This window comes from Amycolatopsis sp. NPDC005232 (assembly GCF_040607795.1).
In the GTDB taxonomy this organism is placed as follows: domain Bacteria; phylum Actinomycetota; class Actinomycetes; order Mycobacteriales; family Pseudonocardiaceae; genus Amycolatopsis.
In genome coordinates this window covers 127,032-142,455 of the sequence record NZ_JBEXHL010000003.1, presented here as the reverse complement: position 1 = coordinate 142,455, position 15,424 = coordinate 127,032, and the positions used below count along the sequence as shown (strand labels likewise).

The 15,424-nt window shown below is 68.8% G+C and carries 9 protein-coding genes; all 9 read left to right on the top strand.

The window, feature by feature from the left end; translation table 11 throughout:
• Nucleotides 1–7: 7 nt before the first annotated feature.
• The gene (locus ABZU76_RS07955; RefSeq protein ID WP_354866245.1) at nucleotides 8–841 is read left to right on the top strand and encodes an ATP-binding cassette domain-containing protein; all 834 of its coding nucleotides are present in this window, start codon (nucleotides 8–10) and stop codon (nucleotides 839–841) included.
• Nucleotides 838–2,094, top strand: coding sequence for a hypothetical protein (locus ABZU76_RS07950; RefSeq protein WP_354866243.1), 1,257 nt, complete (start codon nucleotides 838–840; stop codon nucleotides 2,092–2,094). The genes ABZU76_RS07955 and ABZU76_RS07950 overlap by 4 nt, the downstream gene beginning before the upstream one ends.
• A 44-nt stretch (nucleotides 2,095–2,138) precedes the next feature.
• Nucleotides 2,139–3,275, top strand: a complete 1,137-nt coding sequence (locus ABZU76_RS07945; protein WP_354866242.1) for an enolase C-terminal domain-like protein — start codon at nucleotides 2,139–2,141, stop codon at nucleotides 3,273–3,275.
• Nucleotides 3,262–4,233: a substrate-binding domain-containing protein gene (locus ABZU76_RS07940; RefSeq protein WP_354866240.1), complete on the top strand. Its 972-nt coding sequence runs from the start codon at nucleotides 3,262–3,264 to the stop codon at nucleotides 4,231–4,233. The genes ABZU76_RS07945 and ABZU76_RS07940 overlap by 14 nt, the downstream gene beginning before the upstream one ends.
• Before the next feature lie 59 nt (nucleotides 4,234–4,292).
• Entirely contained in the window at nucleotides 4,293–5,507 is a 1,215-nt protein-coding gene (locus ABZU76_RS07935; protein WP_354866238.1) for an ROK family protein, read from the top strand.
• A 287-nt stretch (nucleotides 5,508–5,794) separates the two neighbouring features.
• The gene (locus tag ABZU76_RS07930; protein WP_285966270.1) at nucleotides 5,795–5,992 is read left to right on the top strand and encodes a LuxR C-terminal-related transcriptional regulator; all 198 of its coding nucleotides are present in this window, start codon (nucleotides 5,795–5,797) and stop codon (nucleotides 5,990–5,992) included.
• A gap of 446 nt (nucleotides 5,993–6,438) precedes the next feature.
• Nucleotides 6,439–9,921 carry a glycosyl hydrolase gene (locus ABZU76_RS07925; RefSeq protein ID WP_354866235.1) on the top strand — a complete coding sequence of 1,161 codons (3,483 nt, stop codon included), beginning with the start codon at nucleotides 6,439–6,441 and terminating at the stop codon, nucleotides 9,919–9,921.
• Nucleotides 9,922–9,973: 52 nt separating this feature from the next.
• Complete coding sequence (locus tag ABZU76_RS07920) at nucleotides 9,974–12,751, top strand: family 78 glycoside hydrolase catalytic domain (RefSeq protein WP_354866233.1); 2,778 nt, start codon at nucleotides 9,974–9,976, stop codon at nucleotides 12,749–12,751.
• A gap of 78 nt (nucleotides 12,752–12,829) precedes the next feature.
• On the top strand, nucleotides 12,830–15,394 hold the full coding sequence (locus tag ABZU76_RS07915) for a glycoside hydrolase family 3 C-terminal domain-containing protein (RefSeq protein ID WP_354866231.1): 2,565 nt from the start codon (nucleotides 12,830–12,832) through the stop codon (nucleotides 15,392–15,394).
• Nucleotides 15,395–15,424: the final 30 nt, after the last annotated feature.

The window sequence follows — 15,424 nt, the reverse complement described above, 5'->3', positions numbered from 1 at the left end:
AGCAGCTGTGACAACGGAACACGAAAACGGGCAGGGCAGGGTCCTGCTTTCGCTGGCGCACGCCGAGAAGTCCTACGGTGCCGTGCACGCCCTGCAGGATGTCGCGTTCGAGGCGCGGGCGGGGGAGATCGTCGCGCTGGTCGGCGACAACGGGGCCGGCAAGAGCACGCTGATCAAAGCGATCGCCGGGGTGTCGCCCGCGGACTCCGGGCAGATCACCTTCGAAGGCAACCCCGTGACGGTGGCGACACCGCAGGACGCGGCCAAGCTCGGGATCGCGACCGTCTATCAGGATCTGGCTCTGTGCGACAACCTCGACGTCGTCGCCAACCTCTTTCTCGGCCGGGAGCAGATGTTGACGGGTCCGTACCGGAGCGTCAGGTTGCTCGACAAGATCGACATGGCAAAGCAGGCGCGAGCTCTGCTGGCCGGCCTCGGCGCTCGGATTCCGAACGTGCTGGCCCGGGTCGAGGACCTCTCGGGCGGGCAGCGGCAAGCCGTCGCCATCGCCCGAGCGATCCTCGGCGATCCGAAGGTCGTGCTCCTGGACGAACCGACGGCGGCCCTGGGAGTGGCCCAGACCGCGCAGGTGCTCCAGCTGCTCAGGCGGTTGAAGGCACGCGGCCTCGGCGTCGTCGTGATCAGTCACAACCTCGCCGACGTGTTCGCCGTGGCCGATCGCATCTGCGTGCTCCGGCTGGGCCGCAACGCGGGGGAGTTCTCCACCTCGGAGGCCACCCACGAGCAGGTGGTCTCCGCGATCACGGGCTTGACCTCGTCCGCGGATCTCGGCGCAGGCCGGGAGCTGCACGGCATCACCTCCGGAGGTGACCTCGCATGAGTCCGGAAAGGACAGTCGAAGACGTCCCGCAAGCCGAGACGACTGCCGCAACGTCAGAGCCGGCACCGCTCGATCAGGCCGCGCCGACGCTGGGGGAGCTCGTCCGCGCCAGGGCGAAGCAGATCCGCAAGGGCGACGTGGGAAGCCTGTCGGTCTACCTCGGCCTCGTCCTGATCTGGATCGTCTTCCAGCTCGTCAACAACCGGTTCCTCTCCGACGACAACGTGCACAACCTGGCGCGCCAGATCTCCTACGGTGGCGTGATTTCACTGGGCGTGGTCATGGTTCTGCTGATCGGCGAGGTCGACCTGTCCATCGGCTCGATCTGCGGCCTCGGCGCGGCCATCCTCGCCGTCCTCGTCCAGAACAACGGCTGGAACCCCATCCTGGGGATCGTGGCGACCGTCGCGGCCGGGGGAGTACTCGGCGCCCTCCAAGGGTTCATCCGAACACGGCTCAACGTCCCGTCGTTCATCGTGACACTCGGCGGTCTGCTGGTCTTCCTCGGTCTGCAACTGCGGTTCCTCGGTAAGACCGGCACGATCCTGTTCCCCTTCGGCGGCACCATCTCCCAGCTGGAGGGTCGCAGCCTCGCGCCGGTGGCCGGCTACGCGCTCGCCACGGTCGCGGTGGTGTGCTTCCTGGCTCTGGGGCTGGTCAGCAGGCGACGGCACGTGCGCGCCGGGGTGAGCGCACCGCCGCTGGGCTTGCTGGTGGTCCAGGTGGTCGGTCTCGCCGTCGCGCTGTTCGTCGTGGTGTGGGAGCTCAACCGAGCGGTCGGTGTTCCGTTGGCGCTGATCATCTTCCTGGTGCTCGCGGTCTTCTTCTGGGTTTTGATCACCCAGACCCGATACGGCCAGCGCGTGCGCGCCGTCGGCGGGAACGCTGAAGCGGCACGTCGCGCCGGCATCAACGTCGACCGGATCCGCGTGTCCGTCTTCGCCATTTCCGGCGCCATGGCCGCGGCGGGAGGTGTGCTGTCCGCGTCCTACGTCGGTGCTGCCTCTCAGGACCTCGGGGGAAGCACGCTGCTGCTGTACTCGATCGCCGCGGCGGTCATCGGCGGCACCAGCCTGTTCGGCGGCCGGGGCAGCGCGTGGTCCGCGGTCATCGGCTGGCTGGTGATCGGTTCGATCTACAACGGCATGTACCTGCTCAACCTCGTGTCCGATCTGCAGTACATGGTGATCGGTGCCGTTCTGGTCGCGGCAGTGATCGTCGACTCGATTTCCCGCCGGCGCGCGACCACCTGATCGCGGACCCGGCGAACTCCAGCAGCAAGTCCAGGGAGGACCACGTGAAGATCACCGACATCACCGGCACCGCCGTCCGCGCCGACTACCGGCCTGAGTACATGAAGGACAAGCGGTACTACGTCAAGGACGAGACCCAGGTCAACGTCATCGTGCAGATCCACACGGACGAAGGCGTCGTGGGCATCGGCGAAGCGGCCCACTGCCCCGGGCTCTACGGTGAAACTGCGCCGTCGACGCTGGGTGGCATCAACCTGCTCAAGCCGGGGCTTGTCGGCCTCGATCCGTTGCAGCTGACCAAAGCGAACACCCTCATGGACCGTTACTCGCCGGCAGGCAATGTCGCGGCGAAGGCCGGCATCGACATCGCGCTGCACGACCTGGCCGGCAAGATCCTCGGCATTCCGATGTACCAGCTCCTCGGCGGCCGGATGCACGACGGCGTGCCCACTCACATCACGCCGGCGACTTACGAGGACACCGCCAGCGACATGGGCCGGCTGATGTCGCAGGGCTACCGGTTCTTCAAGCAGAAGATGAGCGGCGACACCGAATACGACCTCGACATCGTCCGGTCCTTGCTGCCGGTGATCGGGGATCTCGCGACGCTGAGCCTGGACGCGAACCAGGCGTGGTCAGTGAACCAGACGCTCCTCATCGCCGAAGTCCTGGAGAGGGAGGTGCCGCTGCGCCAGAAGGTCATCCTCGAGCAGCCGGTGCTGGCCAACGACTTCAGCGGCCTGGCCAAGATCCGGCGCTCGACCCGGTTCCCCGTGATGGCCGACGACGGCATCCGCACCGTGGCCGACCTCAACCGCGTCATCGAGTCCGAAGCCGCCGACATCGTCAGCCTCAAGATCAGCCGCGTCGGCGGCGTTCAGAAGTGCCAGCAGATGATCCGGGTCGCCGAGGCGCACAACGTCGATTACATCGTCGACGAGATCAACGAGATGAAGGTGGCGAACACGGCCGTCGCCCACCTCGCGGTGGCTTCGCGCAACCCGCTCTACACGGGCGTCGCGTGCCACACGCTGTTCGAACAGGAAATCGTGAGCTCGGGCGGCGTGACGATCGTCGACGGTGTGGCGAACGTGAGCGACCTTCCGGGCCTGGGGATCGGATCGGAGTCGGCACTCGGTGTCGACGTGGAATCGACCGCGGTGCGCTATGAATACGCCTGACCGAGCCGGCGGGTGGAACCGCAGGCTGACGATCGCGGTGATCGAGAAGAACCGCGGACCATACTGGGACATGGTCAACGCCGGCTGGCGCGACGCCGCCGAACGCTGGGGACTCGATGTGGTCTTCGAGGCCCCAGCGTACGAATCGGTCGACGACCAGGTGGATGCGATGCGGCGCCACCTCGCGAAAGGCGTGGACGGGTTGGCTTTCGTCGCGACCCGCGAGTCGGCCTTCGACACCGTGGTCGCCGAGGCGACCGGTGCCGGGGTGCCGGTCGTGACGTTCGACCTCGACGCACCCGGCTGTGGGCGGGCGCTGTACGTCGGCATGCCGACGCCGGTCGAGCTGGGCCGTCAGGCCGGTCGCTTGCTCGCACAGCGGGTGCCGGCCGGCGCGCGTGTTCTCGCGCAGACCGGCTCTACCAACGCTCATGGTGCGGCGGGGAAACTGCGCGGGTTCCGCGAGGCGATGGCCGAAGCCGGCATCGAGGTGGTCGGCGGTGACGACGACGGCGAACACATCGACGTCGCTGCCGCGAACGTCCGCAGGCTGCTGGCGGAGTACCCGGATGTCGCCGGTTGCTACGGCGTCTACGGCTACCACGCCGCGGTCCAGGCCGCGGCCGTCGAAGACGCGGGCCGGGCCGGCGAGGTCGCGATCGTCGGCAACGACATGCTGCCCGAGACCGCTGCCGCGATCCGGCGCGGATCCGTTTTCGCGAGCATCTGGATCCGTGAGTACTACTTCGGCTACTACGCGGCCGCCGCGATCGCGCTCGCCGCTCGTCTCGGGACCACGGATGCACTGACGCTGCTGGGCTTCGCCCCGATGGGCCTCGAGGGAAACCAGAGGCGACTTCAGCCGCAGGTGATCACCGTGGACAACCTCGCGGAGTTCGAGCAGTGGGCGCGAGCGCGAGGGGTCTTCGAACGGACGGCCGCCACGGCGAACACGTGACCAATCGATCCGCGTCGCGGATACGCTGGAAGATCGGGGAAGCCAATGGGGGTGGAGAGGTGACCAACGGACCGTCCCGGGCATCCGGCCCGGCACCGAGCCCGTCGCAGAGGGACCACGTCCTCTACGCGCTGAGCCGCTACGGTCCGATGAGCCGAGCCCGGTTGCGCGAGGTCACCGGGCGATCGCGGACGTCGGTGTGGGCGGTCGTGAGCGATCTCGTCGCCGACGGCACCGTGGTCGAGGACGTGCCCGATCCGGACGCCCGTGGTTCGCACAGCGGCAGGCCGCCCGGACTCCTGCGGCTCGCCAAGACTGCCGATGCGGTGGTCGGCGTCGATTTCGGCCGGACCCACATCCGAGCCGCGCTGGCCGACCTGTCGGGCCGGATCCTCGCCGAGCAGCAAGTGCTCATGCAGGTCGACGACTTCGCCGCCGAGTCGTTGTCCGCGGCCGCCAAGCTGGTCACCGAGCTGACCGCCGAGGCGGGGATCGATCGGGAGGTGGTCCGGCAGGTGGTCGTCGGGCTGCCCGCCCCGGTCAACCGCGCGACCGGGAGCATCACCCTCGGCCGCGTCCTCAACAACTGGGCGGGCGTGGTCCCGGCGACTGAACTCGAAGAACGCATCGGCATGCCGGTCTGGCTCGAGAACAACGCCAACCTCGGCGCGCTCGCCGAAGCGTGGGAAGGCGTCGCGAGCGGAATCGACGACGTCCTCTACGTGAAGGTGTCCAGCGGCATCGGCGCAGGGCTCGTTCTGAACGGGAAGCTCTACAAAGGCGCCGCCGGGATCGCCGGCGAGATCGGCCACGTCCTGGTCGACGAGGACGGTGCCCTGTGCTGGTGCGGCAGCCGTGGTTGCCTCGACACGCTCGCCTCGGGCCGGCGCATCATCGAGCTGCTGCAGCCGACCCGCAGCGAACACCTGACTCTCGACGGGGTCGTTCAGCTCGTGCGCGACGGGGAACCGCTGGCCTGCCGGATCGTGTCCGACGCCGGGCGGACACTCGGCCGGGCGATCGCCGACCTGTGCGCGAGCCTCAATCCCGGGGCGGTCGTCCTCGGTGGCCTGGTCAGCGCCGCCGGTGACGTGCTCGTCAACGCCGTCGGGGAAAGCGTGCGGCGGTACGCACAGCCGGCGATCACCGATGGCCTGCAGCTGTTGCGCTCGTCTTTGGGGACGCGCGCCGAGGTCGTCGGAGCGGTCACGTTCGCGCTGGACTCGACCAGGCGGCGGCTTGCCGACGACCGCGGTTTGTCGGGATTCGACTAGATTGTGCGATGTCTGCCGGGCGGTCGATCGCCGGTCATGTGCCGGTGGTATTGAAACGTCATAAGTCGCATCTGCTTCGGCGGTGCGGCCTTGCGCGCGTGATCTTGGCACTCGTTGACGGGGCTCGCGGGCCCATAGTAGCGTCACACCGCCAGGATTGGTGAAACCTTTCAATCCGGAGGTCGCGATGACGCGCCAGGATCCGAGCGGAACGCCTCAGTCGGCGGGCTCAGGCGGACGGGGACCTCGCACGTTGTCGTCGCGGAGTGGCAGAGGGCGGTGATCTGGTGAACGCCACGCTCGAGCGCGAGGAGCTCGACTTGCTTGCGCTCTTTGCCGAAGGGCTGCCACTGGACATCATCGCACGCCGGCTGGAGTTGTCCGATCGCACCGTTCGCCGGCGGATGCGCTCGATCTGTGATCGCCTCGGTTTCGCCACTCCCATCCAGGCTGTGGTGTGGGCCGCTCGGCGTGGCCTCGTCTGAACGTGGTCGACACTGCGGCTGACCGAATCCGGACAAGCTCTTGTCCCCCAAGGGAAACCCTCGTAACGTTCCCGTGAGGTAAAACGATTCATAGACGAACTCAGGCTGTACCCCGCCGGCCTCCGAGGAGCTGCTGTGCGTCATAGATCCGACCTCCACCGGTCGCCTCCCCGTCCCGCGGGTTGCTGGGACTGGTCGGCGCCCCCTCGTGTGCGGTACGCCGCACCGCGGCCGGGTTTGTAGGCGCGGCAGCACCATCGCGACACCCCGATACCGCTTTGCTCAGGCAGGCGGCGGGGTGATGTTTTCGTGCGCCCAGCGCACGGTTTTCGACGCGTACTTGTTGGCGTACAAGCGAAAATCGGAACTTTCGCAGGATTGTCGGCGGCGCTCAGTCAGGTCTAGATTCGCATGAATCGTTTCAGCTCGAGGAAACGAGGACAGTGATGTCAACGAGCAGGCGAGGGTTTCTGCGTGGCGCTGCCGTGGTCGCGCTCGGCGCGGCGGGCGCCGCGGCGTTGCCAGGCACCGCGGCGGAAGCGGCCGGAGAGCTGGAAGCCGCGACCGGACTGGGCGCCGCTGAGGCGGGCGGAGCGGAGCCGGCGCGTCTCGCCGGCCCCCGGCTCGCTTCGGCACTGGACGGTTCGGACGTGCTCGGCGGGTTCAGAACGCCGCCCGCGGAAGTCCTGCCCCGGGTGTGGTGGCACTGGATGAACCAGAACATCACCCAGGAGGGCATCAAGGCCGACCTGGAGTGGTTCAAACGCGCCGGGATCGGCGGGATGGTGAACTTCGACGGCGCGGGCCGGGTGCCCGTGGTCGTGCCGAATCCGTTGCCGTACATGTCCGACGGCTGGAAGTCGGCTTTCCGCTACGCGATGCAGCAGGCGGACCGGCTGGGCCTGGAGGCCGACGTCGCTTGTTCACCGGGGTGGTCGGAGACCGGCGGACCCTGGGTGACGGCCGAAGACGCGATGAAGAAGTACGTGTGGACCGAGACGTGGGTCTCGGGCGGGCAGGGCCAGGTGAAGCTGCCACAACCGCCCGCGGTTGCCGGCCAGTTCGGGGATTCCGCGGCGGCCTCGTCCACCCCTGCTCCGCTGCCTGCCTTCTACCGGGACGCGCGCGTGTTCGCCTACCGCGTCCCGAACGGAACCCAGAACCAAGCGGCTCTCGCGCCCAAGGTCTACGCCAGCGGGCTCCAGGCCGACCCGAAGGCGACCCCGACGTCGAACGGCGACCAGGGTGTCCCGCTGGACGTCGCCAAGCTGTCGAACGCTTCGGTCGCCGACGCCCAGTACCTCCCCGCGCCGGGAGCGGCCGGAACCTGGGTTCGCTTCGAATACGAGCGTCCGGCCACGGTCACCGGGGTCACGATCGCCGCGGGTGCCGCGTTCAGCGGGTGGAACGACGTCGTGGAATACGGGCCGTCGGCGCAGGTCTACAGCAGCCGCGACGGCCGGCAGTGGACGCTGCTGGCGCAGGGCGTCTACAGCGGCGTGCAGCGCACGCTGTTCGTTCCGCAGACCACGGCGAAGTACTTCAAGGTCGTGTTCGGGCAGAGTTCCACCGCACCGTCGTCGGCTGCGATCGCTCTGTCGAGCTTGATCCTTCGCACGGTCGCGACCGTGCACGAGTTCGAGGTGAAGGCGGGGTTCGGGCAGACCGCGAACTATTACCACGTCGCCACTCCTTCCCAGGGCGGCGCAGTGGCGGTCCGGCGATCCGACGTCGTCGACCTCACTGGCCGGATGGCCCCGGACGGGACGCTGAACTGGCGGGCGCCGGCGGGTACATGGGTGGCGGTCCGGCTCGGATACAGCCTCACCGGTCACCAGAACGGCCCGGCGTCGACCGCGGCCACCGGTCTGGAGGTCGACAAGCTCGACGCCGGCCGCGTCCGCAAGTACCTCAACACCTACCTCGACATGCTCACCGACGCCGCCGGCAAGGACCTCTTCGGCCGCCGGGGCCTTACCGGCCTGCTCAACGACAGCTACGAAGCGGGTTACCAGAACTGGACCGAATCGCTGCTGGACGAGTTCCGCAAGCGCCGCGGCTACGACCCCGCTCCGCACCTGCCGGTGCTCACCGGCGTGCCGGTCGACAGCGCTGCGGATGCGGACAAGTTCCTGTGGGACTGGCGGCGGACGCTGAACGAGTTGCTGGCCCAGAACCACTATCAGGTCATCCCGGCCGAAGCCCACAAACGCGGCATCCAGCGCACCTACGCCGAGGCGCAGGAGGACAAACGCGGCTGGTTCGGCGACGACTTGGAGATACGGCAGTACGCGGACTTCCCGATGGGCGCGTCGGGGGAGGCGTTCGCGCCGGGGGACCAGTCGTTCGAGACCTATCGGGTCGACACCCGGGGCGCCGCGTCGGTCGCGCACATCTACGGCCGGCCGCAGGCCGCGGTCGAGGCGTTCACGTTCACGCCGCAGGGCTTCACCCCGAAGGATCTCAAGCCGCTGGCCGACGAAATGCTCGCCCAGGGCGCTACCCGGTTCATGATCCACACCTCGGTGCACCAGCCGCTCGACCGCGGTCCCGGTGTGACGCTGAACGGCATCGGGTCGTTCTTCACCCGGCTGGAGACCTGGGCCGAGGTGGCGAAGCCGTGGACGACCTACCTATCGCGGTGCAGCTGGCTGCTGTCGCGGGGCACGCACGTCGCCGACGTCGCGTACTTCTATGGGCAGGAAGCCCCCGCGACCGGCGTGTGGGGCCGCACCTTCCGGCAGACCGACCAGCCGATCGGGTACGACTACGACCTTGTCAACGGCACGGTCATCCTGAACGAGATGTCGATGCGCGGCGGCCGGATCGTCACCCGCTCCGGTCAGGCGTACGCGCTGCTGCAGCTCGGCGGCGATGCCCAGCGGATCACGCTGGCGGTGCTGCGCAAGCTCGCCGGGTTCGTGGACGCCGGCGCGGCGATCGCCGGACCGAAACCGCTCGGGTCGCCGAGCCTGGCGGACAACGACGCGGAGTTCCAGAAGCTGGCCACGCGTTTGTGGGGGGACGGAGAGCAGCGTGACCGCGTTGTCGGCGCTGGTCGTGTTTTCAGCGGCGTGACCGCGGCCGAGGCGCTCGCCGAGCTCGGGGTCACGCCCGACTGGACGTACCGGCTCGACGCCATGGATCCCTTGACCGCCAACGAACCTCTGTGGCTGACGCACCGTCGCACGGACTCGGCGGACATCTACTTCGTCGTCAACCGCCGCAACGTGCGCACCACGATTCCGCTGACGCTGCGTTCGGCGGGCAGTGAGGTGGAAACCTGGGATCCGGTATCGGGCCAGACAGCGCCCATCACGTTCGACGCCACCAGCGGCGCCACGCAGCTGACCGTCGACCTCGGACCCGCCGACTCGATCTTCCTTGTCGTCTCGCACGGCAAGCCCGGGTCGAAGACCGTGGCGGTGGCGGCGGATCGGCAGATCGGCGCGGTCGCCGGCGCGTGGCAGGTCGACTTCCCCGCCGATCGCGGCGCGCCCGCCAAGGCGAACTTTGCGTTCCTCCGCTCCTTCGCGCAGGAGAGCGACCCGGGGATCAAGTACTTCTCCGGCACTGCCACGTATTCGACGACGTTCGACGCGCCCGCGGACTGGGCCAAGGTCGGTGGTCGCGTGATCCTCGATCTGGGGGAGGTGCACGACATCGCCCAGGTCACGATCAACGGTGCGGACGCGGGCATCGCGTGGCGGGCCCCGTACCGGCTCGACATCACCGGTGCGCTTCGCGGCGGCGGGAACACCCTGCAGGTGAAGGTCACCAACAGCTGGTTCAACCGGCTGGTCGGCGACCAGCAGCCCGGAGCCACGCCGGTCGCGTACGTGCAACCGCCGCTGAAGAACATCGCCGCCGGCACCGAGCTCAAGCCGGCGGGCCTGCTGGGGCCGGTCCGGATCGTGAACCGTGCGTAGCGCCGCAGGACAAGAACCCGCCCGTCCCCGCTTCCGGCTGAAAGGACTTCCGATGAACCGCCGGCACCCTGTCCTCACACTCCTCGCCGTCGCGCTGCTGGCCGTGTCCGGATCGGCAACCGCTGCCGCCGCACCGAGCAGCTCGGCCAAGCCGACCTCACTCGAGACCGAGAACCTCTCCGACCCGATCGGGATCGACGCAGGCAAGCCGCTGCTCAGTTGGCTGCCCGGGAAAGGCTCGGCGGGCCAGGCGGCCTACGAGATCCGCGCGACCCTCGAATCACCGTCCCGACACGGGAAACTCGACCTGTGGGACAGCGGCAAAGTTCGTTCCGCGAGCACCTCGAACATCTCGTACTCTGGCCCGGCTCTGCACTCGCGCGACCACGTGAGCTGGCAGGTTCGCACGTGGGACACCACTGGACGGGTCTCGACCTGGAGTGATCCGGCGAGCTGGGAGATGGGGCTGCTGTCCGCCTCCGACTGGTCGGCGCGCTGGATCGAGAACCCCTCGTACGACTACACCCAGCCGGATGGCAAGGAAACTCCGCTGCCCGTCTTCGGTAAGTCGTTCGCGGTGCACGGTGCGGTCAAGCAGGCCCGCCTCTACACGACCGGGCTCGGTATGTACGCCGCGACCATCAACGGCCGGCCGGTCGGCGACGCCGTGCTCGAACCGGGCCAGACCACCTACTCCGCCGAAGTCGACTACCGGACCTACGACCTCACCAGCGCACTCCGGTCGGGCACGAACACCATCGGCATGCAGACCGGCAGCGGCACCTACCAGCGCGTCAAGACGCCCGGACGGTACTTCTTCGGCGGCACCCTCGAGCAGTACACCGTCTACGGCGAGCCCAAGATCATCGCCCAGCTCGAGATCACCTACCAGGACGGGCACCGGGAGATCGTCTCCAGCGACGGCACGTGGCGGACGGCGCTCGGGGCTACCACCTTCTCCTCGTGGTGGAGCGGCGAAGAGTACGACGCCCGCCGAGCGAGCCAGTCACCGACCTCGGCCGCCGCGCTGACGAACCCGGGCTGGCAGCAGGCGAGCCCGGTCACGCTCACCCAAGCCACGACACCGCGCGACACCACACCGTTGCGAGCCAACCCGCGCCCGCCGGTCACCGTCGCACAGACCGTGCGGCCGACCAGCATCCGCAAGCTCGCCGACGGCTCGTACATCCTCGACTTCGGGGCCAACCGTTCCGGCTGGCCCAGCGCGTCGGTTTCCGGACGAGCGGGTGACACCGTAACGATGATCCCGGCGGAGAACCTCGCCGCCGACGGCACCTTGGACATCGCCAGCACCGGCGCGAAACCGGGCAGCCAGATCGCCTACCGGTACACGCTGTCCGGACAGGGCAAGGAAACGTGGCACCCGCAGTTCACCTACAGCGGCTTCCGCTACCTGCAGGTGAGCGGTCTGCGCACGGCGCCGGCCAAGGACACCGTGACCGTGGACGTCATTCACGCGGCGAACCCGAGCGCGAGTGACTTCACCTCGTCCAGCGACCTGCTCAACCAGATCCACACGATCACCGAGCGCGCGATCCAGAGCAACATGATGTCGGTCATGACCGACTGCCCGGACCGCGAGAAGGGCCCGTACACCGGCGACAACCTCCAGAACCTCGACGCCCTGCTCACCGACTACGACATGTCGGCCTACGAGCCCCAGCTCGTGCGCAACATGGCCACCGCGCAGCGGCAGCCGGGCGACGTGTCGCCGGGTTTGATCGCCAACATCGCCCCGGAGTTCCACCGCGTCGCACCCACCACGCAGACGAAGCCCCAGGGCACCATCGAGTTCCTCGACGAAGTCAACTGGGGCGGTGCCGTCATCCGCATCCCGTGGCAGCTCTACCTCACCTACGGCGACACCCGGACGATGGCGACCTTCTACGACAACATGGTGGCCTGGCTCGACTACGAGGCGAAGAACAAGGCCGTCAACAACGGTGACATCCCCGGGCTCGGGGACTGGTCCGCGACGGACAACACCACGCCGATGCAGCTGGCCATCCTCGCCGGCCACTACACAGCGGCGAGCAACATGGCCGGTGTCGCACAGGTCCTGGGCAAGACCGCCGACCACACCAAGTACACCGCGTTGGCCGCCCAGCTCGCCACGGAGTTCACCACGCGCTTCCGCCACGTCGACGCGACCGGCGTCTACTACGGCAGCGACAGCGAAGCCTCCAACGCCATGGCCCTCGACGCCGGGTTGGTCGCCGCGGCCGACCGCACCGCGGTGCTCGATCGCCTCGTCGCGTCGGTGCGCAAGGCCGGCAACCACATCACGACCGGCTCGGTCGCCCTCGGGCCGCTCTTCCGGGCGCTCGAGGCGGGGAACCGTGACGACGTCATCTACGACATGGTCGTGAACCCGACCTCGCCGGGTTACGGCTACCTGATCGCCAGCGGTCACACCACGCTGTCGGAGAGCCTGGACGGTGGCGGCTCGCAGAACCACCACTTCCTCGGCGCCGTCGACGCGTGGTTCATCCGCGGGCTCGCCGGCATCCAGCAGACGGACGGCTCGGTCGGCTACCGCGACCTCACCATCGCGCCCGCGATCGTCGGTGGCCTGACTCACGCAGAGGGCAGCTACCGGACGCCGTACGGCACGGTCAGCAGCACCTGGACGAACTCCGCACACGGATTCCGGCTCCAGGTGACCGTTCCGCCGGGCGCGACCGCCACCGTGCACGTCCCGGCCGCGGCCGGCAAGAACGTCCAGGCCTCCGGACCGGGTGCCCGCCGCATCGCCGAAGCCGTCTACACCGTCGACGCCGGTCAGTACACCTTCACCGCCACGAGCTGATCGGCTGTGTCCGATGTGGCCGACCGGCCACATCGGACACAGCTCTCCCTGGAAACCCCACCCCGAAGGAGACAATCGATGGACGTCACCCGTCGTTCGATGTTGAAGTGGTCCGGAGCGGGGGTCGCCGCCGCCGGAGTCGTGGCGGTGACCCCCGCCGGCCTGGCGGCGGCCGATCCCGCGGCCACGCCGCCGGCCGGCTCGCTCGCCGCGCCACCGCCCGCGTCGCCTCAGGCTCAGGCGGCTGTGAAGAAGGCCCGGCAGCTCGTGGCGAAGATGACCCTCGACGAGAAGATCGCCTACTGCCACGGAATTCCGGCCACGAAGGGCTTCACCGGGCACATCCCCGCCAACGACCGGCTCGGCATCCCGGCCCTGCGGCTGGCCGACGGGCCCAGCGGGGTCGGCAACGGATCCACCGGCGTCACGCAGTGGCCCGACTCCAAAGCCTTGGCCGCCACCTGGAGCCCCGCCACCGCGACCGACTACGGAAAGGCCTACGGCGCCGAGCAGGCGGCCAAGGGACACAACATCGCGCTGGCGCCGTGCATCAACATCCTCCGCCTCCCGCACTGGGGGCGCTCGTTCGAGACCTACACCGAAGACCCGTTCCTGAACGGACAGCTCGCGGCCGCCACGATCCGCGGCATCCAGACCAACCACGTCATCTCGACGGTCAAGCACTTCGCCGCCAACAACCAGGAGATCCTGCGCAACTCGATCGACGTCGTCGTCTCCGCTCGCGCGCTGCAGGAGATCTACTACCCGGGGTTCCGGGCCGCCGTGCAGCAGGGCCAGGTCGGCGCCGTCATGACCTCGTACAACAAAGTCAACGGCACCTGGGCCCACGAGAATCGCGTCAACGTGCAGGACACGTTGCGCGACGCGTGGGGCTTCGACGGCATGGTCATGTCGGACTGGGGCGGCACGCACAGCACGCTCCAGACCGCCAAGGCCGGCTCCGACACGGAAATGCCCGGCGGCACCTACCTCGGCGACGCGCTCAAGACCGCGGTGCAGAATGGCAGCGTCAGCGAGGCGCAGCTCGACACCATGGTGACCCAGGTGCTCACCGCGATGATCCGCGTCGGGCTGTTCGACCACCCGTTGCCGGACCCGGCCACCGTCGTCGACACCGTGGTCTCCACGCCGGCGCACCTGACGCTGGCGCGGCGCATCGGCGTCGAAGGCAGCGTGCTGCTGAAGAACACCGGTGTGCTGCCACTGGCCCGGCCACGCAGCATCGCGGTCATCGGCAACGCCGCCGACGCCGGCGCGCAGACCCACGGCGGCGGCTCGGGCAGCGTCAACCCCACCGGCACGGTCGTGACGCCGCTGGCCGGGATCCGCGCGCGGGCCGGGTCCATCCCGGTCACCTACGCGCAGGGCACCCTCGGCATCGCCGCGCTGCCCACCGTGCCCGCGGCGGCGTTCGGCTCCGGTCTCAAGGCCACCTACTACGCGTCGACCGACCTGACCGGTGACGCGCTGGGAACCGAGACCGTCGCCGCCCTGAACATCACCGCGACTCCAGCGGCCGTCGCGGCCCAGACGGACGGCTGGTCCGCGCGGTACACCGGCACCTTCAACGCCGCCGAAGCCGGCGGTTACCGCTTCAGCCTCAGCGTCGGCGGGGTGACCACCCTGAGCATCGACGGCGAGAACGTCCTCACCGCTCTGCCCGGTCGCGAGGCCGTCCAGAACGGCCTGGTCACCCTGGCCGCGGGGAGCCACAGTCTCGAGGTCACCTACGTGTCGGCCGCTCCCGCCGGAGGGCGCGCGCCGCGCACGTCTCTGGTGCTCGGCTCCCAGGCCGGCTACGACAAGCTCCACCAGGCGGCGGCCGACGCCGCCCGCGCTGCCGACGTGGCGGTGGTGGTCCTCGCCGACCTGACCAGCGAGGGCATGGACCGCTCGACACTCGCTCTACCCGCCGACCAGAACGAGCTGGTGGCCGCGGTCTCCAAGGCCAACCCGAACACCGTGGTCGTGCTCAACACCTCCGGCGCGGTCCTGATGCCGTGGCTGGGCGGCGTCAAGGGGGTCATCGCCAACTGGTACGCCGGCCAGGAGCAGGGCAACGCGCTGGCCGCCATGCTGTTCGGCGACGAAGAGCCAGGTGGCCGCCTGCCCGAGACGTTCCCCGCCTCCGATCAGCAAGGTCCTGCCAAAACCACTGTCGAGTTCCCCGGCGACGGTGTCCAGGTGTACTACGACGAAGGCCTGGCGATCGGCTATCGCTGGTACCAGCACTCCGGCGAGCAGCCCCTGTTCCCCTTCGGCTTCGGCCTGTCGTACACCACCTTCCGGCTGGGCAATCTGCGTCTTTCCCACAGTGGCGGTGGACTCCGGGCTCAGGCCACAGTCACCAACACCGGTCGGCGGGCCGGTTCGGAGGTCGTCCAGCTCTACGTCGCGGCACCCGACGCGGCGCAGGAGCCCTCGCAGCAGCTCAAGGCGTTCAGCAAGGTGACCCTGAAACCGGGCCAGAGCACGACCGTGACGCTCGACGTCCCGCGTGAAGAACTCGCGGTCTGGCTCAGCCCGAGCACCGGGTGGACCGTGGTTCCGGGCAATTACACCGTCGGCGTGGGCACCTCGTCGGCGGACCTCCCGCTCCGCGGCCGCATCACGGTGTCCTGACCGTCCGAGCAAACAGAAGCGGCGCCGAGG

What these genes read in the sequence shown, in the direction of transcription:
- ABZU76_RS07950 (WP_354866243.1), top strand. Translation starts at nt 838, where the DNA reads ATGAGTCCGGAAAGGACAGTCGAAGACGTCCCGCAAGCCGAGACGACT.
- ABZU76_RS07920 (WP_354866233.1), top strand. Translation starts at nt 9,974, where the DNA reads ATGAACCGCCGGCACCCTGTCCTCACACTCCTCGCCGTCGCGCTGCTG.
- ABZU76_RS07925 (WP_354866235.1), top strand. Translation starts at nt 6,439, where the DNA reads ATGTCAACGAGCAGGCGAGGGTTTCTGCGTGGCGCTGCCGTGGTCGCG.
- ABZU76_RS07915 (WP_354866231.1), top strand. Translation starts at nt 12,830, where the DNA reads ATGGACGTCACCCGTCGTTCGATGTTGAAGTGGTCCGGAGCGGGGGTC.
- ABZU76_RS07940 (WP_354866240.1), top strand. Translation starts at nt 3,262, where the DNA reads ATGAATACGCCTGACCGAGCCGGCGGGTGGAACCGCAGGCTGACGATC.